The following is a 23,593-nucleotide window of genomic DNA, read 5'->3' on the forward strand; positions in this document are numbered from 1 at the left end:
TGCGATTGCTCGCTCATCTAATTAGTTCGTAATTTCTTTCCAATCTCGCAAGTTTCTTCATGTTCATTCAACAGACCTGCTGCCTGTAGATAAGAATAGACACAGACAGGACCTACAAATTTGAAACCTCGGTTCTTCAGATCTTTGGACAATTTTTCTGATAATTCACTTTTGTTCGGTAGTTCTCGAAAGGACTTAATAGGGTTGTCAAGAGGTGAAAAGTCAACCCAAGACCAAAGGTAATGGTCAAAACTACCAAACTCCTCCTGTACTCGAAGAAAAGCCTGAGCATTGGTACGGGTGGCGCATAGCTTGGCCTTGTGACGAATGATGGTTGGATTTGCTAGTAGACTATCTAGCTGACTGTCCGTCATGGTTGCGACCTTTTTAATATCGTAGTCAAAAAAGGCAGAGCGAAAAGCCTGGCGTTTGTTGAGAACAATCTCCCAGGAAAGTCCAGCTTGGTAGGATTCCAAGCAAAGCAACTCAAACAGAGCCTGCTCATCGTGAAGCGGCTTGCCCCATTCTTCATCATGGTAAGCAATATAAAGTGGATTATTTAGATTAACCCAAGCACAACGGGACATAGAAACTCCTTTTTAGAACGCATATCTAGATACATTTTTGAAAAAATAGCTAAACACAGACTAAGAACTGTGAGAAAAAAATTATCAGATTTCTAAACTTCACAAAATGACGCAATTGACATCTGGCAAGAGACTTCGTCAAAACTCGCCTTTTACCTAGTTGTCATTGCGGAGGTCTCACAACGAAATTTCTAGCAAAATTTCTGTTCGGCCGTCTATTTTGCTTTGTATCGCTTAACGCCTTTGTATCTGGACACGACATGAGCCACAAAAATCGATATTATTTTTGTGGAGAATTAGTAAGGGACCTAGGCAAGTCGCAAATAGCGATTGCCGTAGTATGCAGCAATTGAACACGGACTAAGGACTGTGAGAAAAAGATAAACCTGCCTAGAGCTTAAAAGCTCTGCGTTAGGTTTCCTATTTTCTCTTTGTCCTTTACGTCCTTTGTATCTTATTACTTCATCAGCATTTTAAGGGCGGACTTGATGTAATTTTCTGCGGTGTCGGTCGTGCCGTCAAAGAATTTCTTGATTTTCTTGAGTTCGGCTGGGCGGTAACCAAGGGCTTCCATGGCTTCCATAGCTTCGTCGAGGGCGACATTTTCACTAGCAGGTGCTTCTGGTTGGACAGGACCTGCTTCTTCACTCATGACAAACTTACCTTCCAAGTCCAGAATCATCTGCTGGGCTGTTTTCTTGCCAATCTTTGGAAACTTAGTCAAGTAGGTGATATTTTTCTGCTCAATAGCGCGTACCAGACCATCGTTATCGTCAACGGCGATAATTGCTAGAGCCGTTGTTGGTCCAATACCTGATACTGAAATCAGACTGAGGAATACAGATTTTTCAGCCTCTGTCGCAAATCCGTAGAGCAGATGAGCGTCTTCACGAATAACTTGATGGGTATAGACCGTTACTTCTTGCTGGACCTGTCCAGAGTAAGCATAGGGGTTAGCCACCTGCAAGAGATAACCAACTCCATGCGTTTCTACCACAATATACTTTGCAGTGATTTTTGTTAACATTCCTTTGATATAGTCGTACATATTTTTCCTTTACTAGTGTGTCAGCTCTTGTCAACTGTTTAATACTTCCCCAACTCACGCAAACTCGTGTGATTTTCCTGAATGCGTCTAAACATTTTTTCCATGTCCGACTTGCTGAAATGCACCAAGACTGGTCGGCCGTGCGGGCAGTTATAAGGATTTTGACAATGGGATAATTGTCGCAACAAATCACGCGCCGAGTAATCATCCAAAGCATGGTTGGCTTTGATAGAACGCTTGCAGGACATCATAATAGCCAACTCTGCCCGATACTGCTTGATGGACACCTGGTCTGTTAGAAGTAGCATATCGCACATCTCGTAAATACCAGCCTCAATCTCCTCTTCCTTCATCCAGATAGGGTGCTCACGTAAGATGAATTGGTTGACACCGTACTCTTCCAAGTTGACACCAACTTGACGGAGGGCATCCATTTTATGTGCAAGATTGAGGGCATCGTTCTGAGGGAATTCAAAAATATAAGGTACTAGCAACTGCTGGGCGGAGTTATCTACCTGACCAATTTTCTCACGATAGTATTCGTATTTGACCCGCTCCTGTGCAGCGTGCTGGTCGATTATGTACAAACCTGTTTTTCCTTGTGCAAAGAGATAGGTGCCGTGCATTTGACCAAAATATTCCAATTCTGGGAAGGTTGAGGTTTCTTCTTGGTCTAGTTTGTCTGCTAATTTGGCCAACTCTTTAGTACTCAAGTTAGGGTGTTCTGGGTCTGTACTTTCAGCTGTCTGGCGTTCTGCAAATTGGACAGACTTGACCACATTTTCCTCGGGTACTTCTTGAGGAGCCTGTTTGTCTTCTTCCAAAGGCTTGATGTCTTCTGAAACCACCTCTGGTTTGAGGAAGAAGTCCTGCTTGACGGTATCATAGTAAAGCTTGCTTTCCTTGAGTGGCAAGGTGACCTGCTCTGCTTTGACCTTGGTACGCGTACTAGACTGGGCCAGATTTTCCAGGGCATCAGGAATAAGATCCTGTTCCTTGAGGGCCTTGATAATGGCCTCGCGAATCAGGGTCATGAGTTCCTTTTCCTTGGAAATGCGGACTTCTTGCTTGGTCGGATGGACATTGACATCGGCCAGATAAGGGTCAATCTCAATAGAAATCACAGCCAGTGGAAAACGCCCCACCATGAGCTTGCTGCCGTAACCTTCTAAAATAGCACGGTTGAGTAGGAAGTTCTTGATATAACGTCCATTGATGAAAATGGAAATGTAATTGCGGTTGGCACGGGTCAATTCTGGCAGGGAAACATAGCCCGAAACGTGAAAATCCAAGTCCTCAGCCTCAATCTCCACCATTTTTTTAGCAGAAGCAATACCGTAGATACCCGAAATAGCTTGACGGAGCTTACCCGTTCCAGCTGTCCGCATCAATTCCCGTCCTTCATTGACCAGGGTAAAGGCGATTTCAGGATGGGCCAGGCTCAGCCTGTTGAAAATATCAGCGATATGCGATAACTCGGCCTGCTGACTACGGACATACTTAAGACGGGCAGGGGTATTGTAAAACAAATCCGAAACGGTTATCTGGGTGCCGACTGGGCGACTGATTGGCTCCTCTAACTCAACGATACCACCCTTGGAAATCAAACGCAAACCGTGGGCATGGTTGGCTGTAGCCGTTTCAATAACCATTTGACTGACAGAGGCGATGGAGGGCAGGGCTTCACCACGGAAACCCAAGGTCCGAATTCGAAAAAGGTCCGCCTGATTTTTGATCTTACTGGTGGCATGACGGCGTAAAGCCAAAGCTACTTGGTCAGGGGCAATACCTTCGCCGTTGTCTGTAATTTGAATAGTTTTTAGCCCAGCTTCTTCGATACGAATTTCTATCTGGCTGGCGCCTGCATCAATCGAGTTCTCCACCAACTCCTTAACCACACTGGCCGGTCGCTCAATCACCTCACCTGCTGCAATCTGGTTGGCTAAAATTTCTGGTAATTCGATAATTTGTGACATATCTTTTCCTACATTCCTTTAGACATTCTTTTCCCGTTTACTTATTCCTCCATTATACCACACATCCCTTTGTTTCTAAGTCCATGAAAAAATGACTGCCTGAGCAATCATTCATTCTTTTGATAGACAGTAAAGTAATCGGTAGTTTTGACAGGTTTATACTGCAGCTCTAAATTTGCTTTTACATCATCTAAGAGCGGGATGTTCTTATTAACAATCACCAGACTTTCCTCATTTTTATTGAGGTCATATAGCAAGCTATTTTTATTACCAGTCGTAGTCAGATAAGGCTCCGCTGAGATAATGGTGGCGGATGACAGACGCTGACTATCCAGATAGATACTAGCGCTATTATCCCAAACGTAAATCTTATCCGTCTTAGTCGTTTCCTGCCCAACATAACTAGCAATGCTTGCACGATCCGTGACCAAATCTCCCTCTACAAAATAAGTATAGGCTGGTTGTGCAACCATTCCAAAAGCCATGACAAGAGGCAGGAAAAACTGGCGACTAAGATAGCCCCGTTCCTCACCTTCTGAGTCAGCTCCCAAATGGAGAACAGTCATTACAAAACCATAAGGCAATAGACTGAGCAGTTGGCTATAATGACCATTTGGAGTTCCAATGATAAACACTAACTGAGCTATAAAAACGAGCAGGATTAGAACCTTGATATGAGTATGCCGACCTTGACCGAAGGAAGATACCGTCTGAATAAGCCCCTTGAAAAAACCAGATAGCAATAAGAATCCAGCTACAACTGCCAGTGTCACATACAATCCTGCATACTGGAAATCCAAGCTCAAATTGTAAAGAAAGGTTTGCTGAATAGCTGTACCAAGTATCTGTGCTTCAAAGGCATAGTAGCCAACTAGATACAAGACCAAAAGAAGACCAAATATGCTTGCCAATAATTGATAGAACCCTCGAGCCATTTGCCGTTGTTGCGTGTTAAAAACAAACAATATGAAACCAGCTAGCAACCATAATAAGAGGCTCTCTGGATAAATCAGAAAGGCCAAGGCTGCCTCAATTCCATACAGGATAAAGGCCTCATCACCCACAGCATTTGCAAAATAGCGGACTAGGAACCAAAGGCTTGCCAAAACAAAGGGAAGCGCAAAGATTTCTGCATATAAGCCGCCAAATCCTAAAGAAGCAATAAAAATATAAAACCAATGACTTGAACTGGTCGCCAACCGTTCCGACTGACTAAAATAGACCATGATTTTATAGAAATAAACTCCTGCGATAAACAGCGCAATCATTTGGAGAAAACCAAATACAATAAATCCTCCATCAATATGACCTAACCAGGCTAGTAAGTAATATAAAACGCCGTTTGTTGCAAAGAAATCTCCGTAGGGATGCTGACCAGCCATCATAGCCATTCCGGCATACAAATGCTGTGTCTGCTCATTCGTCGCTAAAAAGGTTAGAAAAGGATTGGCTACGCTCACAAGGCTCAGTACTAAACTCCAAACGAGAGCCGGCCAAATCTTTGTTTTGGGCATCCTGGCCTTAAAATCTTCACTCAGCTGATAACCCTGCGAACGCCTCGCTCTTCGACGGCGCCGAGGTTGATGAGATACTTCACGAGCAACTGCATCTAATTCTGTCATGTTCTCCTCCTTGAATGTACTTTTTTTATTATATCAAAAAGCACTCCCGATGTCATTTCCTATCGGGAGTTCTGGAAATTTTTGCAAACAGTTCCAACTGTCGAAAGGTATGGTGCTTGTTCTCTTGAAATTCTTTTAAAAAGGCTACTTTCTCCGCATGTGTCATACCTATTTATTCGAAAAAAGCTACTTATTTTTTAAAAATCTGACGTACTTCTGAGATAAAGTAGAGAGAACCTGTAATAATCAACGTCCCCTGGCCATCCGACTGCCAGTCTTCTATAAATTGCTGGTAATTTTCAACATATTCTCGACCTTGACGATTTTCCTCCGACAAAGCACCATCATAGGCGAAGCTGGTTAATACAAGGGGAGTATGTGGTAACTTTTCTTCCAATAATTCAAGCATTTCTTGAAAATCCTTGCGTCGAAGGGCAGAAAAGAGAATAGTGACAGGTTCGTCTTGCCCCTGAATAAAGTCAATCAAGCGTTCAATGGCAGGAACATTGTGGGCACCGTCCAAATAGACTTTTGGCTCTTGAACGACCAATTCCAAACGACCGGCCCAGCTGGTTTGGGCAAGGGCATTTTTTATTAACTGAGGAGAAACAGTTTTTTGAATACTTTCCATATAAAGCAAAAAAGTTTGCAAGGCAACGGCCGCATTTTCTTCTTGGTGCTGACCAGCCAGACCTAAAACCAATTCTGACAGCTCTATGTCCGCATTGCTGAACGGTCCTGCTTTATAGGTGAATTCCTGACCAAATTGGTAGACAGAGGCTTGTTTGTCTTGGGCAATGTGGCGACAGATGGCAGTGGTTTCTGGACAAAGTGGTCCTAGGACAACAGGCACGTTTTGCTTGATAATCCCTGCTTTCTGCTCTGCTATTTCCCCTAAAGTCGATCCTAGTAAATCCTGATGGTCCATGCCGATGGAGGTAATAAGGCTTAGGGCTGGTGCCACGACGTTGGTCGTATCCAAAAGTCCACCAATCCCCACCTCTACTAACGCCAAATCAGGTTGTTGATCCTTGAAATAGACGAACATAATAAGTACCATGACCTCAAAATAGCGGAAGGGCTCATAGCGTGTGGCAACTTCCTGCTCCAAGTCGTAGACTTTCTGTAAATAGTGCTGAAAATCGTGGTCAGAGATGGGCTGACTGTCAATACAAATCCTGTCGTGCACGCTCACCATATGAGGCGACACAAAACTACCGACACGCAAGCCGTGAGTCTGAAAGAGCTGGCGCAGAAAAGCAATAGTCGATCCCTTGCCGTTGGTTCCAGCGACATGAATGACTGGCACTGTAAATTGAGGATTTCCCAACAGTTCCAGGGCATACTCAATCTTTTCCATCTTGTAATGAAATACCTGACCTTGTTTGGTGTTTAACCAATTTTCTAACATAGCCACCTCCTATATATTGTCTAGTATAGCAAAAAAGCCTAACAGATGTTGGCTTTTTATGAATATTATTCTTCAATCCATGTTCCCCAGTTACCACCAAGACGACCCAAAAATTTCAAAAAGTTAAACATATTACTAATCTCCTTTAATCTTTATGAGTTTAGTATAATACTTTTTACAGTTCTTCAACAGGACAAAAATGTCACTTTATTGATTGTCAACTTTCCAATCTTCTTCAATCTTCTGTTCTAACTCTCTATTTTCTATCAATTTTGCAAATAGAATCGCATCTAGATAATGCTTTTCAGCCTCACCTCTATCCTTATTTACAAAAAGTGCATACTTCCACTTCAATACACTAACAATAGGCTTTTTCTGAAAATCTTGAGTTGACTGTATAATTTTATCTACAGTGTCGAATATCTTTGGTATTGGTTCATAATATTTTTTACTTCCCAAAATGTTTACACAAGATAACAATGTATCTCTTAGAACAAATAAATCACTGGAATTGATAACATCGATTTGTCCATGTAAATAGTCTATAATTTTCAAAAACTGTTTAAATATTTCTGAGTCACTACTGGACAATCTAACGTATTCAAGCTGGAGCCTAATAATCAGTAAATCATTCACTTCGTACTTTTGTTTTCGGAAAATTTGTTCAAAGTAATCTTCCAGTATCTCTTTTCCAAAGCCTGCTGTCCCTGACTCTAAGGTATCAATTCGGGATTGAATGGCATCAATCGCTATTTTCTCCTCCTCAGGCAAGTCATCATAATAGTCATCATAGATTTCCGTCATGGTAGCATCTCGTTTTTCAACCAACTCTTCGTTTCCGTAAGTCGGTGTGCGAAGCACATCAAATTTCAGCTTGGAGTATCTTTCTGGCAAGGATACATAATCAGGCATAAGCTCGTAAAGCCCCATGCCTAAGCGGGTTGCGATATATTGGATTTTTGAAAAAGTCGGCTTGGAAGTGCCTGCTTCGATACGGGTTAATTGGCGTACGGAAAGCTCAAGTTCGTCATCGCAAAACTGTTCACGTGTCAGACTAGCGGTTTCTCGAAGTTGACGTACACGTTGTCCAAATTCCTTATCGTTCATAACTCACCTCGCTATTTTTATTTCACATCCCTAGTGTATCAAAATTAGCTATAGATGACTAATTGAATATTTTCATGACTTGCAATAGTTTTAAACTATATCTATACTTCGAACTTTTTCTTAATATCCACCAAATGTTCAATCTTCCAATTTTTCTCCAAACCATCAATTTGCAAATTGATACTGTGTATCCCTGCGTTGACAGCCGTTTCCGCATCAAGCAGACGGTCGCCGATATAGTAGGTATTTTCCTTGTCCAGTCCATATTTTTCGATGAGAAATAGCAGAGCTTCTGGACTTGACTTGCGGGCAAAACCAGAATCGCTGGTCAATATTTCTGTGAAATGGTGACGGACACCCAAATCCTCCAAAACCTGAAAAGCATTGTCACTCTTGTGTGTATAAACGAAATTTTGAATTCCTTTCTCTGCTGTCCAGTCCAGAATTTCACGCGCACCAGCCATCAAGGGAATCTGCGTATTTTTCTCCTTCAAGGAAGTCGCACGCACACGATTAAGTTCATCGCTATCCAGACCGTACTTATCCGCATCACGCACCAGCAAATCCTTGACAGAATAGCGCAGTATAAATTGTTTGACTTCCTCACGGTCAAAAGGAAGATTATATTGTTCATAGGTTTCTTGAATACCAGCCAATATCGCCTCGTAAGAATCCAAGAGCGTCCCATCCAAATCCCAAATAAATATCGGTTTCATCTTATCTCCATTCCTAGTTTAGACCGAACTTGAAACAAGGTCGTTACTCGTCTCATCTGCTCTGCCATTATTTTTCCGTATAGGGATAACCCAAGTGCTCGTAGGCCTTGGCTGTCGCAACTCGCCCTGTCCGTGTCCGCATGAGGAAGCCCTGCTGAATCAGGTAGGGTTCGTACATGTCCTCCACCGTTTCACGCTCCTCGGCAATATTGACCGACAGGGTGTTGAGGCCGACGGGACCGCCGCCATACATCTCAATCATGGTGCGGAGAATCTTCTGGTCCACATAGTCCAGCCCCTCACGGTCCACATCCAGCATAGTCAAGGCCTTGTCTGTAATGGTGTCGTCAATCAGGCCGTCGCCCATAATCTGTGCGAAATCCCGCACCCGCTTTAGCAGACGGTTGGCGATACGGGGAGTTCCACGAGACCGACGAGCCAGCTCAATAGCAGCTTCATGGGTAATCTCCATATCAAAGATGTCCGCCGTCCGCTCGACAATCTCCGTCAAATCAGCCAATTCGTAGTATTCCATGTGACCGGTAATCCCAAAACGGGCCCGCAGGGGATTGGATAGCATACCCGCACGAGTGGTCGCTCCAATCAGGGTAAAAGGCGGCAACTCCAAATGCACGGAGCGACTGGCTTCCCCTGCTCCAATCATAATGTCGATGTAAAAATCCTCCATAGCAGAGTAGAGAATTTCCTCAACCGCCATGGGCATACGGTGGATTTCATCGATAAAGAGGACATCGCCAGGCTCTAAGTCGTTGAGAAGGGCTACCAAGTCACCTGCTTTTTCAATAACAGGACCACTGGTCTGCTTGATATTGACACCCAGTTCGTTAGCAATGACAAAGGCCATGGTGGTCTTCCCCAGACCCGGAGGGCCAAACAGAAGCGTATGGTCCAAGGCTTCATCACGGAGCTTGGCCGCCTCTATAAAGATTTTCAGCTGGTCCTTGACCTTGTCCTGACCGATGTATTCATTTAATTTCTGCGGACGCAGGGTGCGTTCTACGTACTCCTCATCCTGCATTTGTTCCATATCTAAAATTCGATTTGTCATGTTTCTATTATAGCATAGCCAACTGTCCTATAGAAAAAACTTATGTCACCCATTTAAAAAATAAAATTTTCAAGCAGAAGTATCTATGTTACTATTAGTTCAATACATCACAAAGGAGGTGAACCTTCTGGATTGGAACTTTATTCAAGAATCCATACCACTTTATCAAGAATCACTAATTCTTACTGTTCGACTGGCATTCTTGGGAATTTCGGGAGCTTTCGGACTAGGTTTTCTTATTAGTCTCATTCGTTACTACCACATCCCTCTTCTCCAGCAACTCTCCACAGCCTATATCGAACTGTCTCGAAATACTCCCTTGGTCATTCAACTTTTCTTCCTCTACTATGGTTTGCCGAGATTGGGAATTGTGCTGGATGCTGAAGTCTGTGCCATTGCTGGTTTGATTTTTCTAGGTGGTTCCTATATGGCAGAATCTTTCCGTAGTGGATTTGAGGCTATCAAGAAAAGCCAGATAGAAATCGGAGCTAGTTTGGGTCTGACAAATTGGCAAATTTTCCAATACATCTTGCTCCCTCAATCGCTTGCTATCGCTCTACCTTCCTTTAGTGCCAATGTCATCTTTCTAATAAAGGAAACCTCGGTTTTTTCCATCATTGCCTTGGCCGACCTTATGTATGTTGCTCAAGATTTGATAGGACTGCAATACGAAACAGACGAAGCACTCTTTCTCCTAGTGAGTTCCTATTTAATCATCTTGCTACCGCTTTCGCTCTTCTTCTATTATCTTGAAAGGAGGATTCGCCATGCAGGATATGGGCATTAAAGTCTTACTAGAGGGGAATAATTTGCAACGACTATTAGTCGGACTGAGTGTCACACTCTGGATTTCCTTTCTCTCTATCGGTATTTCCACCCTTGCAGGTCTAGTATTTGGCATCATCATGACTTCAAAAAACAAGCTAATTATTTGGTTTTCAAGAATCTATTTAGAAACCATTCGCATTGTACCCCAGCTGGTTCTGCTCTTCCTTTTCTACTTTGGATTAGCACGGGGATTCAATATCAATATTTCCGGTGAATTGGCCGCGATTATAGTATTCTCACTTTGGGGAACAGCTGAAATGGGAGATTTAGTTCGAGGAGCCATCACTTCTCTACCTAAACACCAATTCGATAGCGGATTAGCATTGGGGTTAAGCAAACGAAGTCTCTATCGCTATGTCATCATTCCTCAAGTTCTACGAAGGCTACTCCCACAGGCAATTAACTTGGTCACTCGCATGATTAAGACCAGCTCCTTGGTTATCCTCATCGGCGTGGTTGAGGTCAATAAAATCGGGCAACAGATTATTGATTTTTACAGGACTAGCTCTCCAAGTGTGTCCTTATGGATTTACGGAGTGATTTTCTGTATTTACTTTATAATTTGTTTCCCAATATCTGCATTTTCTCGCTATCTCGAAACTATTTGGAAGGAGTGAAGTCGTGAGTCAACCTGTCTTAGAATTACAAAATATTACCAAGAACTTTGGTCAACAAACCATTCTCAATCATCTTTCCTTATCGGTCAAGGAAGGAGAGGTAGTCGTCATCTTAGGTCCTTCTGGTTGTGGGAAGAGTACGCTACTACGCTGTATTAACAAACTTGAAAGCATTCAAGAGGGAGATATTTTACTGGATGGCCAATCCATTCTGTCTGGAACACTTTCTCTACAAGATATTCGGCAAAAAATTGGCATGGTCTTTCAAGATTACGAGTTATTTCCCCATATGAATGTCCTACAAAATCTGACCCTTGCTCCTGTCAAAGCCTTAAAACGAAAAAAAGAAGAGGTTGCAGTAGAAGCCGAGACCTTGCTAAAACGGGTAGGACTAGAGCATAAAAAACATAGCTATGCCAGAGAATTATCTGGCGGGCAAAAGCAACGGGTAGCTATCATTCGTTCCCTCCTGATTCATCCTGAAATTATATTATTTGATGAGGTCACTGCATCTCTTGACCCAGAAATGGTTCGGGAAGTCTTGGTTCTCATCAATGATTTGGCAAAAGAAGGACGGACCATGCTGATTGTGACGCATGAAATGGAATTCGCACGCGCCATTGCTGACCGCATCATTTTCATGGACAAAGGAGAAATTATCGAAGAAAATACCGCTCAGAATTTCTTCCAACATCCACAAACGCAACGGGCTCAAGCCTTTCTAACAACTTTTGACTTTAATCATTTTTAAAAGGAGAATTTTATGAAAATCTTTAAACCTATTTTTGCTATTTTTAGTGTCTTAGCTGCAGTTATTTTAGTTGCCTGCAGTAACGCAAGCAGTTCTTCAACTAGTTCCAGCAGTTCCACAAGCGGGGCAACCGCACGTACTCTTGAAGAAATCAAAGAAAGTGGAACGGTCAAAATCGGTGTTTTCAGTGACAAGAAACCATTTGGCTATGTGGATGCAAATGGTGAATACCAAGGATATGACGTCTATCTAGGCAACCGCTTGGCAAAAGAATTGGGCGTTGCGGTAGAATACGTCCCTGTCGAAGCTGCAAACCGTGTGGAGTATCTCACTTCTGCCAAGGTTGACATCATCCTAGCCAATTTCACCGTAACAGATGAGCGAAAAGAACAGGTAGATTTCGCCCTTCCTTACATGAAAGTATCCCTCGGTATCGTGTCTCCAAGCTCTGCTGTCATCACTGCCCCAGAACAACTCAATGGTAAAACCCTCATCGTCAGCAAGGGTACCACAGCTGAACTTTATTTCGAAGAGAATTACCCAGAAGTCAAACTTCAAAAATACAACCAATACAGCGAAGCCTATGCTGCCCTCTTAGACGGACGTGGTGATGCCATGAGTACAGACAATACTGAAGTTCTCGCATGGGCCTTGGAAAATAAAGGTTTCGAGGTTGGTGTAAAAGCGCTAGGGGATGTAGACACTATCGCTCCTGCCGTCCAAAAAGGAAACACCGAATTACTTGATTTCATCAACCAAACAATTGAAAAACTTGGTGAAGAAGAATTCTTCCACAAAGCCTACCAAGAAACTCTTCAACCAGTATACGGTGATGCTGCTCAAGCTGACGACCTAGTCGTTGAAGGTGGGGTTGTAGAATAGTAGTAAATTATAGCGAAGGTGCAGAGGTGCACCTTTTTATTTTGATAGTAACGAAAACAGCCGGCTCTTGCCGACTGCTCTCAGGAGATTATATGAAAAAGAATGGGCTATTTCTAGCTTGGATAAAGTATAATTCGTCAAGCTTAAGGGAAACTAAAACAACATTCATTTTATTGATTTTCCACTATTTATAAAAACATCTGTGATTTTTGCTCACAGCTACTTTACTCCTCAATTCTTACATGAAAAAAACCATTTATCAATATGTTTTTTATCTGATTTGATTAACTTTTCAGCTACTCCCTCCATATATCTTTCAAATTTTTCTTCGATCTTTGAAATATTTTTATTTCCTATATCAGCTTTATCACAAGATAATGTATAAGTTGCTTTTTTCATTCTATATTCCTTTTAGTTTTATAATTTGAAAAAATCTTATTTTTTTGAATAAGTTGTGAGCATGTTTTCCCCTTCAACTATTTATTCGCAAGTAAACAAAAAAATTCTCTGGAAAATCCAAAGAATTTTGATTTTTTTATAATCCAAGTCGTTCAAAGATGTCATCCACCCGCTTAGCATAGTAGTCTGGGTTGAAGAGTTCATCGATTTCGTCCTGGCTAAGTTTGGCAGTCACACGCTCATCCGCTTCGAGAAGCGGCTTGAAGTCCACTTGATTATCCCATGACTGCGCAGTTTTTGGTTGCACCAAATCATAGGCTTCCTCACGTGTCATGCCTTTTTCAATCAAACTAAGCATGACACGCTGGCTGTAAATCAAGCCAAAGGTTGATTCCATATTGCGTTTCATATTTTCAGGGAAGACCGTCAAGTTCTTGACGATATTGCCAAAACGGTTGAGCATATAGTTGATGAGAATGGTCGTATCCGGCGTGATAATCCGCTCCGCTGACGAGTGGGAAATATCGCGTTCGTGCCAGAGAGCCACATTCTCAAAAGCCGTCACCAAGTGACCGCGCACCACACGAGCCAGACCGGTCATATTTTCAGAGCCGATAGGGTTGCGTTTATGGGGCATAGCAGAGCTGCCCTTTTGGCCTTTGGCGAAATACTCTTCGACTTCACGTTGTTCAGATTTTTGTAGCCCACGGATTTCTGTCGCCATACGCTCGATAGACGTTGCAATCAAGGCTAGAGCTGAGAAATATTCTGCGTGGAGGTCACGAGGTAGGACCTGGGTCGAAATTTCCTGCGGACGAATGCCCAATTTGCCACAAACATACTCTTCCACAAATGGAGGAATGTTGGCAAAGTTTCCAACCGCACCTGAAATTTTACCAGCCTCAACGCCCTTGGCTGCCACATCAAAACGCTCCATGTTGCGTTTCATTTCGCTGTACCAAGTCGCGAGTTTCAAACCGAAGGTCGTTGGCTCCGCATGGACACCGTGGGTCCGGCCCATCATGATAGTGTACTTGTGCTCACGCGCCTTGTCGGCGATGATATTTGTAAAGTCTTCAAGGTCACGACGGATAATGTCGTTTGCCTGCTTGTAGAGGTAGCCGTAAGCCGTATCCACCACGTCGGTCGAGGTCAGACCGTAGTGGACCCACTTGCGTTCCTCACCAAGACTTTCCGAAACCGCACGCGTGAAAGCCACCACATCGTGACGGGTTTCCTCTTCAATCTCTAAAATGCGGTCGATGTCAAAAGTCGCCTTCTCACGAATCAAGGCCACATCTTCCTTGGGAATCTCACCCAACTCAGCCCAGGCCTCATCAGCGAGGATTTCCACCTCCAACCAAGCCTTGTACTTGTTCTCTTCACTCCAAATAGCCGCCATCTCTGGGCGCGAATAACGATTGATCATTTTTGCTCCTTTTACTTATTCTGTTGTAATAATTTTAGCTGCAAGTAGATAAACTCTACCATTCTCTTTAAATATCTCTCCAAGACTTACAATGATATACGCATTATCTAGATGCAAACCATCAATTGAATAATCATTTGGAAAATTAGGATCCGTTACTGTCAAGTTATAGCACAACGTTTCACCTGAATTGTTGTGGTACTCAAAATAAACTTTAGAATGATGCTTTGGCTCACCATTATATTCATTAAATTTAAAAGTCAGATTCTTAGCTTTAATCATAGCAAGAGACTTATGTTTAATATTGTGCTTTTCATAGTAGTCTAATCTTTTAGAAATTTCAATTGAGGGAGATCCGTCCTCTGGCTGTCTAATTCCGAGAACAGTATTTCTTTTCTCAAGACCCCATTTCAAAATTACTTCATCCCAAGTCATTTGTTCGATTTTTTTAAGATAACAATCGGGATGAATTAAAACATTTTCTGGCTGATGTTCAATTTCTGACTCTAAGTCAAAACACTCTACTTCAACAATGTCCAACTCCTTACACTCATAATTCTCTTTAGTCATTAAATCCTTTGATGTTATGACACCTTGTCCATTTACCAAGCGTAGCCATTCACCAGTGTCAATGTCTCTACCTGCAACACAGTATGCACAATGTTTATCTGACTTAGTTAAAATTACCATTCTTTTTTTCATAATAGTCTACCTTTATTTATAAGTGAACAATTCTGTAACCCAAATCTTTTGAAATTTCTTCCGCTAATAATCTTCTGTGACAACATTCAGCAGTATGTTCAGAACAAAGCAATAGTATGTTTGAATATTCACTGAAATTGTTGGAAAAATGTTTTACAACATTCCTTTCTCTAATTAGCATTAAATATTTCTCTTCATATTCTTTCCAGTCAATTTTTCCTTTTTTATAGACGTCCAAAATATCTTTAGTTGGTGCATAGTCCTTTTGATAACTATAATTACAACTAGATATTTTTTTAAGGAAGTATGGTAAGTCCCTCCCTTTAGAGAAACCAGCCAATTGCGACTGATTGTTTAATCGTGTATCAATTAAAATTTCTATGTTATTTTGAGAAATTTTTTCAAAAAATTCTTCTGCTGATTTCTTTGTAAATCCTATTGTATATATAATCAATCTGTTACTCTGCCTTCGTTATTAAATATTCGATACCCTATTTTTTTATTTCTTTGACGATACGCTTCTGCTATTTGTTCGGCTCTATCTATTTCTGTCCATATTTCCTCAGGTTCTTCTGCAATATCTTCAAAAAATATATCATCATTACCTAAACCGAATAAATCAAAAGCTCCTTGTCCTTTTATACGTTCTAATTTGGAAGGAATATACTTTTGATTAACTAGATAAGAATTGAGTATATCTTCTGTCAATTGTTTTTGCGTTTTTAAATTTCCATTACCCAAAATATGATATGTTTCTATCCCATCTAACTCAAAATCTCTAGTAATCATAATTGTTCTATGACAATCTATAGGATTCTTTTCTGTGCACATCAAAGCTATATTATGTTTTGTAATTCCTCTAGTTAATAATCCTTTTTTGGCCTTTAAATACGGAATTGTTTTGCACCAAAGTTCAAAATCCAAATAACCATTAGGGTAGCAATATCTATACTGTTCACCTATTTGTCTAGCTCCAAAATATTCCCCCATTTCAAAATATTCAATTCCATACTTAGGTAGCATCTCGCATAAATTCTCTGAGTTATACTGAGGAGCATATGCTGAATGTGGGGTACTTCGGACATCAAAGACCCAATCAACTTCATATTTTTTTAAGCGTTCTACTAAATATGAGAATTCAAAATTTGAGTGACCTATTGTATATAACTTCTTCACTGCCTCCTCCTCACAACGATTTAATATAGTTCCTTTTCTACTAAAACAAATGCGTGATAGTATCCGTTCACAAGTATCAAGAATACTTATTTTATTAGAATCTTTAAGAAATCCGTAATAAAGAATCTATTCTATAATCACTTACTCTATTTCAATTACAACAATTGTTTCATTGAATTTTTGCAAGACAATATTAGCAATCATTTTATCGCTACTCATTATCTGATGTTCAATTGCCCCAACATTTCACCAATAATCTTAAAAATAATAGCTTTTTATGTTTTTCACAAAAATTAATTAGAGCACACGATTCTTCCTTTACTATTTTAGCTAACAAAATGTTTAGTTCATTAACTAACGAAAATCTGTACAATACTTATCTTTGAAACCTCTTTGTTTTTCTTGACATTTTTTCAATAATCTACTTCCTTCAAATCTCCCCCAACACCGTCACATGTCCCATTTTGCGATTGTGCTTCGCTTCTAGTTTACCATAAAAGTGGGGATGGGCGGTAGGATTTTCTTGAAGAAAGGTTTGAACGGCTTCCATATCTTGTCCGAGAACGTTGATCATGACGGCTGGAGAAAGCAGGCAGATAGGGGGCAGAGGCTCCCCTAGAATGCCTCGGATATGGGTATCAAACTGTGAAAAATTACAGGCTTCAATAGAATAATGTCCTGAATTATGTGGGCGAGGGGCAATTTCGTTAACCAGAATGTCCTGCCCTGCCACAAACATTTCAACACAGAGGGTGCCTGCCAAATGAAGCTTGTCTGCGATTTGTAGGGCCATGGTTTTGGCTTTTTCAGCAAGTTCATCTGAAATACGGGCAGGCACAATGGTCTTGTAAAGAATATTATTGCGGTGAATATTTTCCTGTACAGGAAAGACGGTGTAGTCGGAACCATTGCCAGACACAAGGACGGAGATTTCCAGGTCGAAATTCACAAACTCTTCCAAGACACACTCGGCAGAGTTGGCTAACTGACTAGCCTCTACCAAGTCCGCCTCTTCTCGAATAACCTTCTGACCATGTCCATCATAGCCCCCAGTGGCTGTCTTTAAGACATAGTTTTTACTAAGGTCCAGTCCTTCTAGGTCTAGGCTAGATGTGACGACCTTGTAGGGGGCGACTTGCACGCCAGCTTTTTTGGCCAAAAAATCCTTCTCAAAAATACGGTTCTGGGAAATGCGAAGGAGGTCTGTCCCCTGAGGGAGCTGACCGTCCTTGATGACCGCGTCCAGTCCGTCAGCATCGACATTTTCAAACTCGTAGGTCAGGACATGGCACCGCTTCGCCAACTGTTTGAGGGCCGCCACATCGTGATAGGGAGCAACGATGACCTCGCTGACCTTGGAGGCTGGGCAGTCCGCCGCAGGATCCAGCGTGATCACCTTGTGGCCCATGTAAATAGCAGAAATAGCCATCATCTGCCCCAGCTGACCGCCGCCGATAATTCCGATTGTCTTAGATGAGGTCATCTGTCATCGCCTCCGCAATTTTTTCCTGTTCCTTGGCAAAGTCTGCCAGCGGGGCCGCAATAGTTTGGTCTTCAATGGAGAGAATGCGGAGAGCTGTCAGGGCTGCGTTGGTGGCACCTGCTTCACCAATCGCCATGGTCGCAACAGGTACGCCGCCTGGCATTTGCACGATAGAATAGAGGGAATCCACACCGCTAAGGGCACGGGATTGGACAGGGACGCCGATGACAGGCAGGGTTGTCTTGGCCGCTACCATACCTGGCAAATGAGCCGCACCCCCCGCTCCTGCGATGATGACCTTAATACCACGACCACGCGCCTCTTCGGCATGACGGAACATGAGGTCTGGTGTGCGGTGGGCAGAGACCACTTTCTTTTCATAGGCTACGCCAAATTTGTCCAGCACTTCGGCTGCTTTTTTCATGGTTTTCCAGTCGGAACTAGAACCCATGATGATGGAAATGATTGGTTTCATGATGTTACCTCGTTTATATCTTCTGCATCTACTACCTGATAGCCTCTTTCTTTCAAGGCTTGGGCAAATAAACCGCTACCTGCAACTTTTTGTCCTGAAAAGGTCCCGTCGTAAACCTGCTTGACACCACAGGACGGACTTCTAGATTGTAGAATGGCCATTTCTATCTCTTGTCCTTCTAGTCTTTCAAGCGTTCTAGCAATGCCTTGTTGAAATGCTTTGTCATAAGATGTTCCGCTCACATCTCGTACACTTCCGTCCACAATTTCGACTGGCTCTCTTGGAGTGGGAAGGCCGCCTGCAACCTCTGGACAAACCGATAGAACTTGCTTATCCGATACAGCATCAACAACTGCTTGATTGTAATTATTTCCGCCGTTGTACTTGCAATTTTCTCCAAGCAAGCAGGCACTGACTAAGACACAGGTTTGCTTATTTTCCAATTGCTTTTCCTCCAATATCTGTCCGATAAAAGAGGCCTGTCGTATCCTGATTTTTCAACTCCGAGTAAATTTTTTCCTGGGCTTCTTGGACGGTATCTGCTGTGGTGACTAGCATATAAACCCGACCGCCGTTTGAGAGCAGTGCTCTGCTATTTTCCGCAAAACGAGCCCCTGCATAGTAGGTCGTGATGTCACCCTCGGTCTTCGCTGGCAAGGTCACACTTTTTTCGTAGTCCAGAGGGTAGCCGTTTGATGCCACGACTACACCCAGCGTCACGCCGCTATCCAGCCAAGTCAGCTGTGTCGGGCGTTTGTGGAGGATGTCGTCGATGTTCTGGGCAAAGTCAGAGGTCAGGCGAGGCAGGATAATCTGGGTTTCTGGGTCGCCAAAACGGGCGTTAAACTCGATGACCTTGGGACCTTGGTCGGTCAGAATCAAACCAGCATAGAGCACGCCCAGATAAGACCGCCCTTCCGCAATCATGCCCTCAAGAATAGGCTTGACAATGGTGTCAACCGCTGTGTCCACCACGTTTTGAGGCAGGTGGGGAACAGGAGCGTAAGCCCCCATACCGCCCGTGTTGGGACCTTGGTCACCGTCAAAGGCACGCTTGTGGTCCTGGGCTGTCGGCAGAATGTAAAACTGGTCGCCATTGACCAGAGCAAAGAGGGAAAACTCCTCGCCCGCCAAGAACTCCTCGATGACCACGCGGGCACCCGAATCGCCGAACTTGTTGTCCAAGAGCATCTCCCGTGCCGCTTCGACCGCCTGCTCGACGGTTTCCGCCACGACCACACCCTTGCCCAGTGCCAAGCCGTCCGCCTTGACCACGATTGGTGCGCCCTGCTCTTCGATGTAGGCTTTGGCTTCTTCGAAGTTGGAAAATGTGCCAAAGGCTGCTGTTGGAATGCCGTATTTGACCATGATTTGTTTGGCAAAGTCTTTTGACCACTCCAACTCCGCGGCTAGACGACTGGGACCAAAAGCCTTAAGTCCCGCCTGTTCAAAATCATCAACGATACCTGCTGCCAGAGCATCGTCTGGACCAACAAAAGTCCATGCAATGTCATTTTCCTTAGCAAAGTTTATCAGGGCAGAATGTTCGGAAATCCCGATATTTACTAACTCTATACCATCCAAGGTCATTCCGTCATTCCCAGGAGCAACAAAGACCTGTTCTACCTGCTCAGAATCTAACAACTTCTTTGCAATCGCATGTTCACGACCACCAGACCCAACGACCAAAAGTTTCATTTTTTATACCTCAAAAACGGATTTTATATAAACAGTATAGCAAAAACAGACGGATTTTGATAGAAAAAGCAGGGTAACGTTCGGGAATGGAAAAAGCTCACACGAGGTGAGCAAATTTGATTATCTAAACAAATCATATAAGTAACCTTGTTTTAGCATGTCAAGATTGAAGACATGGGTTATATGACCAAATGCTTCTGCTAAAGGAAGATGGGCAGTCTTCCATCCCTGACCATCCGTTATCCAAACAAAATTCACATCATCTACCGATTTTGTTACAAATTGGCTTAATTCTGTAAATTCTCCAGCTACAGCCTTTAACTTACTACCGCCTCCACCATAATAATTCGTTTCAATTAACCATACTTTATGTTTATCTTTTGAAAATACAGCAACATCAAATCGGCGTTCCGACTTATCAACAGGGACCTCAATCCCCCAATTATCCTTTATAAATGGAGCTGTTGCTTGTGCCTTAAACTCCAATCCATATTCTTTACAGACATGTGCTACTGTTCGCTCTAAAATCCCCTCCATGGTAGTTCCGCTTCTATTCTTACGAGCATTACTGTCAAGTCCCGCCTCTACTCCATAAACGTAGTCCACTAAAGAGCGATTGGCTTTCTTTTGCAAAAAATCTAATAATCCTGTTGCTTCTACAAAGTTAGTATAATCTACAATTCTATCCTCATCAATTTTTGCAAAATCTAAGTTATCAAAACTCATATTATCATCGGCATCAATTGATAAAATATCCAGTGTTTTATCACGACTTGCAATCAAACTTGGTATAGCTTTTAATAAATTTGGTTGTTTATTAAAAAGTTGCAACGCTTCGTTGTATATATCATCTTTACCAATTAAATAATTCAAAGTATTTAATTCTAACTCATATTTTTTTGTTTCTCGTTCAACCTTGGACCAATTGACATAGTAATCTGGCGTTCGATTAGTAACTGATAAAGTACTTAAAAATATTTTTAAGCGTTCTTCAGAAGATAAATTTATATAAGCTTGCAAATTCATTAGTCCATCTCCATTTCTAATAACTCTTTAATATTTTTATTCCGAATATCATGGAGATTGTACAATCTTGGTATTCTTTCAAATGCCTCCTCTAAATTAGATTTAGACCTTTGCCAACCTTCACCATCTGTTATCCAAACAAAATGAACATTCGAAATTTCAGTAAGTTTTTCTGCTAAATTTTCATATGAACGTGTGGTTTCATTTGGTTTTGACCCTGATTTAGAATAGAAATTTACTTCCGTTAAATACAATTGACCATTTACGTGAATTGCAAAATCGAATTTCTTATGATTTTTACCATTATTCGTTATGGCACTTAAATCAATATGAAATAGTGCTTCAATTTGCTTAGTACTTATTTGTTTATAGTAGTCCGTTTTTTCTTTTAGTCCTGCATTCCAAAGTTCTCTTTCAACCAAAGCTTCCATTATCTTACCCATTCTATTTTTACGACCATTTGAATCTAACCCGACTTCTACACCGTAAACATAGTCCTGTAAGTTTTTAACTAGATGTGATTGCAGTAGTTCAAAAACACCTGTATTCTCTAGCAAATCTGCATAATTCTCTATGGTATAGTTAGGAGAATAAAAATCAAAATCGTAGCTTATTATAGCATCGTCCCCATACTCGCGAATAGGTAAAGCAATTGGTTTACGATTTTTTCCTCGGCCTTTAGATTCCAAACGTATAGCCAAAAGAATTGGTATGATAGTTAACACATCTGGATACTTTTCACAGATTGCGATAAAATCTTCTCGAATTTGTTTACTCCCTACCAACGTATTCAAGATATTCAAATTAGTTCTCAAATACAGGTCGTTCATATTATTAAAAACTTTTGTAAAGTCAACATAGTAGTTCCAATCAGCAACCGTATCTGTAAAAGTTTCAAACCAACTATGAAAAATTCTTCTTGCCATCTTCCTTATCCAATCTAGTTCTCGCGATTTTTAAATAATCCCGTTCAGCATCAATCCCAATAAATTTTCTTCCTAAACGTTTGGCAACCACTCCTGTCGTCCCGCTTCCTACAAATGGATCAAGTATGTAATCTCCTTCTTGAGTTGAAGCTAAAATAATACGTTCTAAAAGATATTCTGGTTTCTGAGTCGGATGCTTACCTGCCCATTTTTCAGATTTTTTTGTTAGTCCTCCAACCCAAACATCTTTCATTTGTTTGCCATCATTGAGTTCTTTCATAAGTTCGTAATTATAATAATGACGAGCTTTTTTATCATCTTTTCGAGCCCATAAAATAGTTTCCGTTGAATGAGTAAAGTAACGACAGGAAAGATTTGGGGCAGGATTTGTCTTCTGCCAAGTAATATTATTTAGTATTTTAAAACCTTCTTGTTCTAAGGCCATCCCCACTGAATAAATATTGTGAAAGCTCCCTGAAATCCAAATGGTCCCATTTGGTTTCAACACATTTTTGGCTAAGCGAATCCACTCCCTATTAAATTTATGTTTTTCTTCTAAAGAATTAACCTTATCCCAATCCCCCTTATCTACGGAAACAACTTGACCTCCAGAGTTAGAAATTCCCCCATTACTTAAAAAATATGGAGGATCTGCAAAAATCATATCCATGCTCTCTGGTTTCATTTTATTCAAAAATTCAAATGTATCTGCGTGTACCAAAATAGCTTTATTTTTATGATAGTATGGTTTGTTCATTAAGACCCCTCCATACTTATATTCGTTATTCGCCATAATTTCTTACAATAATTTCTTGAATTTTTCCACGACTGGAATTACTTGCTCCATTCGTTCTCGATACATCTACTCGGGAAATATTAAAACCAGCGTACAATTCTTCAACTACTGGGCTTGAAGAGTTAGAAAGCATTACATTAACTCCTCTTCGGTCTAAATCTATGAAAGTATCTCTTAATCGACGCTGATCCTCATCCGAAAAACCTTCATGCGTATAGGAAGTAAAAGAGCTAGTAGCCGTTATAGGAACATATGGAGGATCAAAATATACAAAATCTCCTGCAACAGCTTCTTCAACTGCCGTAACAAAATCACCTTGCATAATTAAAATATTGTTATCATTTAAGTATCTTGATACACTAAGAATAAGTTCCGAGTCTACTATCTTTGGATTTTTGTACCTACCGTAAGGAACATTAAACTGATTTTTAGAGTTCACCCTATATAGACCATTAAAATCTACTCGTAGCATATACAGTATGCGTGCTGCTCGCTCCACATCGGACATAGTTTCTATTCTACCATCTCTATCAACCGAACGAACATCCAAATAATATTCCTTGGAATTGTGCTCTTGATGGATATGTAATAAATCAAGCAATGCTTCTGGATTATCCCGTATCTGTAAATAAGTATTTATCAATTCCTCATTAAAATCGTTTATTACAGCATTTTCGGGAGCTAAATCAAAGAATAGTGCTCCTCCCCCAACAAACGGTTCAAAATATCTATTGTATTCTAATGGCAAGTGTTCATGTAGCTGCGTTAATAACTTCCGCTTCCCACCTGTCCATTTCGTAAAAGGTTTTAAAATCATAGAACTATTATACCAAAAACCACCCCAACTTCTCCAGCTGGGGTGTCCTTCT

25 protein-coding genes are annotated in these 23,593 nt (G+C 41.5%); 4 read left to right on the forward strand and 21 right to left on the reverse strand.

The annotated features are described in order from the left end of the window. Positions 1-17 precede the first annotated feature (17 nt). The 8 genes from ACEE44_RS07755 to ruvB all read right to left on the reverse strand — a co-directional run bounded on the left by ACEE44_RS07755 (position 18) and on the right by ruvB (position 9,536). A complete protein-coding gene (locus ACEE44_RS07755) occupies positions 18-587 on the reverse strand; it encodes a DNA-3-methyladenine glycosylase I (protein ID WP_449171835.1) in 570 nt (189 codons plus the stop codon). 457 nt (positions 588-1,044) lie between these two features. Beyond that, positions 1,045-1,635: a Holliday junction branch migration protein RuvA gene (gene ruvA, locus ACEE44_RS07760; protein ID WP_208561921.1), complete on the reverse strand. Its 591-nt coding sequence runs from the start codon at positions 1,633-1,635 to the stop codon at positions 1,045-1,047. 38 nt (positions 1,636-1,673) lie between these two features. Then, on the reverse strand, positions 1,674-3,611 hold the full coding sequence (gene mutL, locus ACEE44_RS07765) for a DNA mismatch repair endonuclease MutL (protein WP_449171836.1): 1,938 nt from the start codon (positions 3,609-3,611) through the stop codon (positions 1,674-1,676). Between the two features lie 107 nt (positions 3,612-3,718). Further along, on the reverse strand, positions 3,719-5,233 hold the full coding sequence (locus tag ACEE44_RS07770; RefSeq protein WP_449171837.1) for a quinol oxidase: 1,515 nt from the start codon (positions 5,231-5,233) through the stop codon (positions 3,719-3,721). A 190-nt stretch (positions 5,234-5,423) separates the two neighbouring features. Beyond that, positions 5,424-6,644 carry a bifunctional folylpolyglutamate synthase/dihydrofolate synthase gene (locus tag ACEE44_RS07775; protein ID WP_449171838.1) on the reverse strand — a complete coding sequence of 407 codons (1,221 nt, stop codon included), beginning with the start codon at positions 6,642-6,644 and terminating at the stop codon, positions 5,424-5,426. 207 nt (positions 6,645-6,851) lie between these two features. Continuing rightward, positions 6,852-7,751 (reverse strand): helix-turn-helix domain-containing protein, encoded by a 900-nt coding sequence (locus tag ACEE44_RS07780; RefSeq protein WP_449171839.1) that lies wholly within the window; start codon positions 7,749-7,751, stop codon positions 6,852-6,854. Positions 7,752-7,852: 101 nt separating this feature from the next. Then, on the reverse strand, positions 7,853-8,467 hold the full coding sequence (locus tag ACEE44_RS07785; RefSeq protein WP_449171840.1) for an HAD-IA family hydrolase: 615 nt from the start codon (positions 8,465-8,467) through the stop codon (positions 7,853-7,855). Between the two features lie 67 nt (positions 8,468-8,534). Then, positions 8,535-9,536, reverse strand: a complete 1,002-nt coding sequence (gene ruvB, locus ACEE44_RS07790; RefSeq protein ID WP_024377694.1) for a Holliday junction branch migration DNA helicase RuvB — start codon at positions 9,534-9,536, stop codon at positions 8,535-8,537. A gap of 127 nt (positions 9,537-9,663) precedes the next feature. On the opposite strand from ruvB, the gene ACEE44_RS07795 reads away from it, so the two are divergent. From ACEE44_RS07795 to ACEE44_RS07810, 4 genes are read left to right on the forward strand one after another with little or no spacing between them, the layout of a single operon-like run. Then, positions 9,664-10,323, forward strand: coding sequence for an amino acid ABC transporter permease (locus ACEE44_RS07795; protein WP_449171866.1), 660 nt, complete (start codon positions 9,664-9,666; stop codon positions 10,321-10,323). Then, the gene (locus tag ACEE44_RS07800; protein ID WP_449171841.1) at positions 10,304-10,981 is read left to right on the forward strand and encodes an amino acid ABC transporter permease; all 678 of its coding nucleotides are present in this window, start codon (positions 10,304-10,306) and stop codon (positions 10,979-10,981) included. The genes ACEE44_RS07795 and ACEE44_RS07800 overlap by 20 nt, the downstream gene beginning before the upstream one ends. Before the next feature lie 4 nt (positions 10,982-10,985). After that, entirely contained in the window at positions 10,986-11,732 is a 747-nt protein-coding gene (locus tag ACEE44_RS07805) for an amino acid ABC transporter ATP-binding protein (protein ID WP_449171842.1), read from the forward strand. A 12-nt stretch (positions 11,733-11,744) separates the two neighbouring features. Next, complete coding sequence (locus tag ACEE44_RS07810) at positions 11,745-12,614, forward strand: cysteine ABC transporter substrate-binding protein (RefSeq protein WP_449171843.1); 870 nt, start codon at positions 11,745-11,747, stop codon at positions 12,612-12,614. Positions 12,615-12,845: 231 nt separating this feature from the next. Here the strand turns inward: ACEE44_RS07810 and ACEE44_RS07815 are convergent, their stop codons facing one another. From ACEE44_RS07815 to ACEE44_RS07875, 13 genes are all read right to left on the reverse strand, one after another. Next, positions 12,846-13,013: a hypothetical protein gene (locus ACEE44_RS07815; protein WP_449171844.1), complete on the reverse strand. Its 168-nt coding sequence runs from the start codon at positions 13,011-13,013 to the stop codon at positions 12,846-12,848. Between the two features lie 136 nt (positions 13,014-13,149). Beyond that, complete coding sequence (purB, locus tag ACEE44_RS07820) at positions 13,150-14,442, reverse strand: adenylosuccinate lyase (protein ID WP_449171845.1); 1,293 nt, start codon at positions 14,440-14,442, stop codon at positions 13,150-13,152. Between the two features lie 15 nt (positions 14,443-14,457). Next, the gene (locus tag ACEE44_RS07825; RefSeq protein WP_449171846.1) at positions 14,458-15,144 is read right to left on the reverse strand and encodes a dual OB domain-containing protein; all 687 of its coding nucleotides are present in this window, start codon (positions 15,142-15,144) and stop codon (positions 14,458-14,460) included. 16 nt (positions 15,145-15,160) lie between these two features. Continuing rightward, positions 15,161-15,598, reverse strand: a complete 438-nt coding sequence (locus ACEE44_RS07830; protein ID WP_449171847.1) for a DUF488 domain-containing protein — start codon at positions 15,596-15,598, stop codon at positions 15,161-15,163. After that, positions 15,595-16,320 carry a DUF488 domain-containing protein gene (locus ACEE44_RS07835; protein WP_449171848.1) on the reverse strand — a complete coding sequence of 242 codons (726 nt, stop codon included), beginning with the start codon at positions 16,318-16,320 and terminating at the stop codon, positions 15,595-15,597. Before ACEE44_RS07835 ends, ACEE44_RS07830 begins: the two co-directional genes overlap by 4 nt. Positions 16,321-16,750: 430 nt before the next feature. Beyond that, positions 16,751-17,803, reverse strand: a complete 1,053-nt coding sequence (gene purK / locus ACEE44_RS07840) for a 5-(carboxyamino)imidazole ribonucleotide synthase (protein ID WP_449171849.1) — start codon at positions 17,801-17,803, stop codon at positions 16,751-16,753. Beyond that, entirely contained in the window at positions 17,790-18,278 is a 489-nt protein-coding gene (purE, locus tag ACEE44_RS07845; RefSeq protein ID WP_449171850.1) for a 5-(carboxyamino)imidazole ribonucleotide mutase, read from the reverse strand. Before purE ends, purK begins: the two co-directional genes overlap by 14 nt. Then, positions 18,275-18,721, reverse strand: coding sequence for a DUF523 domain-containing protein (locus ACEE44_RS07850; RefSeq protein WP_024379957.1), 447 nt, complete (start codon positions 18,719-18,721; stop codon positions 18,275-18,277). The genes purE and ACEE44_RS07850 overlap by 4 nt, the downstream gene beginning before the upstream one ends. Next, entirely contained in the window at positions 18,711-19,976 is a 1,266-nt protein-coding gene (gene purD, locus ACEE44_RS07855; protein WP_449171851.1) for a phosphoribosylamine--glycine ligase, read from the reverse strand. The genes ACEE44_RS07850 and purD overlap by 11 nt, the downstream gene beginning before the upstream one ends. A 120-nt stretch (positions 19,977-20,096) precedes the next feature. Then, positions 20,097-21,002, reverse strand: coding sequence for a type II restriction endonuclease (locus ACEE44_RS07860; protein ID WP_449171852.1), 906 nt, complete (start codon positions 21,000-21,002; stop codon positions 20,097-20,099). After that, positions 21,002-21,928, reverse strand: coding sequence for a type II restriction endonuclease (locus ACEE44_RS07865; protein ID WP_449171853.1), 927 nt, complete (start codon positions 21,926-21,928; stop codon positions 21,002-21,004). The genes ACEE44_RS07860 and ACEE44_RS07865 overlap by 1 nt, the downstream gene beginning before the upstream one ends. Beyond that, positions 21,906-22,721 (reverse strand): DNA-methyltransferase, encoded by an 816-nt coding sequence (locus tag ACEE44_RS07870; protein ID WP_394733268.1) that lies wholly within the window; start codon positions 22,719-22,721, stop codon positions 21,906-21,908. Before ACEE44_RS07870 ends, ACEE44_RS07865 begins: the two co-directional genes overlap by 23 nt. After that, the gene (locus tag ACEE44_RS07875) at positions 22,711-23,541 is read right to left on the reverse strand and encodes a DNA adenine methylase (protein WP_449171854.1); all 831 of its coding nucleotides are present in this window, start codon (positions 23,539-23,541) and stop codon (positions 22,711-22,713) included. The genes ACEE44_RS07870 and ACEE44_RS07875 overlap by 11 nt, the downstream gene beginning before the upstream one ends. Positions 23,542-23,593: the final 52 nt, after the last annotated feature.

The sequence above is a fragment of the Streptococcus sp. 32226D021BW genome, assembly GCF_053545015.1.

Bases quoted from the DNA above. Each gene is read 5' to 3' on its own strand.
- ACEE44_RS07815 (WP_449171844.1), bottom strand. From the start codon at position 13,013: ATGAAAAAAGCAACTTATACATTATCTTGTGATAAAGCTGATATAGGA.
- ACEE44_RS07875 (WP_449171854.1), bottom strand. From the start codon at position 23,541: ATGATTTTAAAACCTTTTACGAAATGGACAGGTGGGAAGCGGAAGTTA.
- ACEE44_RS07825 (WP_449171846.1), bottom strand. From the start codon at position 15,144: ATGAAAAAAAGAATGGTAATTTTAACTAAGTCAGATAAACATTGTGCA.
- ACEE44_RS07800 (WP_449171841.1), top strand. From the start codon at position 10,304: ATGCAGGATATGGGCATTAAAGTCTTACTAGAGGGGAATAATTTGCAA.
- purE (WP_449171850.1), bottom strand. From the start codon at position 18,278: ATGAAACCAATCATTTCCATCATCATGGGTTCTAGTTCCGACTGGAAA.
- ACEE44_RS07780 (WP_449171839.1), bottom strand. From the start codon at position 7,751: ATGAACGATAAGGAATTTGGACAACGTGTACGTCAACTTCGAGAAACC.
- ACEE44_RS07770 (WP_449171837.1), bottom strand. From the start codon at position 5,233: ATGACAGAATTAGATGCAGTTGCTCGTGAAGTATCTCATCAACCTCGG.
- purD (WP_449171851.1), bottom strand. From the start codon at position 19,976: ATGAAACTTTTGGTCGTTGGGTCTGGTGGTCGTGAACATGCGATTGCA.
- ACEE44_RS07865 (WP_449171853.1), bottom strand. From the start codon at position 21,928: ATGGCAAGAAGAATTTTTCATAGTTGGTTTGAAACTTTTACAGATACG.
- ruvA (WP_208561921.1), bottom strand. From the start codon at position 1,635: ATGTACGACTATATCAAAGGAATGTTAACAAAAATCACTGCAAAGTAT.
- ACEE44_RS07775 (WP_449171838.1), bottom strand. From the start codon at position 6,644: ATGTTAGAAAATTGGTTAAACACCAAACAAGGTCAGGTATTTCATTAC.
- mutL (WP_449171836.1), bottom strand. From the start codon at position 3,611: ATGTCACAAATTATCGAATTACCAGAAATTTTAGCCAACCAGATTGCA.
- purK (WP_449171849.1), bottom strand. From the start codon at position 17,803: ATGACCTCATCTAAGACAATCGGAATTATCGGCGGCGGTCAGCTGGGG.
- ACEE44_RS07755 (WP_449171835.1), bottom strand. From the start codon at position 587: ATGTCCCGTTGTGCTTGGGTTAATCTAAATAATCCACTTTATATTGCT.
- purB (WP_449171845.1), bottom strand. From the start codon at position 14,442: ATGATCAATCGTTATTCGCGCCCAGAGATGGCGGCTATTTGGAGTGAA.
- ACEE44_RS07870 (WP_394733268.1), bottom strand. From the start codon at position 22,721: ATGGCGAATAACGAATATAAGTATGGAGGGGTCTTAATGAACAAACCA.
- ACEE44_RS07810 (WP_449171843.1), top strand. From the start codon at position 11,745: ATGAAAATCTTTAAACCTATTTTTGCTATTTTTAGTGTCTTAGCTGCA.
- ACEE44_RS07785 (WP_449171840.1), bottom strand. From the start codon at position 8,467: ATGAAACCGATATTTATTTGGGATTTGGATGGGACGCTCTTGGATTCT.
- ACEE44_RS07860 (WP_449171852.1), bottom strand. From the start codon at position 21,002: ATGAATTTGCAAGCTTATATAAATTTATCTTCTGAAGAACGCTTAAAA.
- ruvB (WP_024377694.1), bottom strand. From the start codon at position 9,536: ATGACAAATCGAATTTTAGATATGGAACAAATGCAGGATGAGGAGTAC.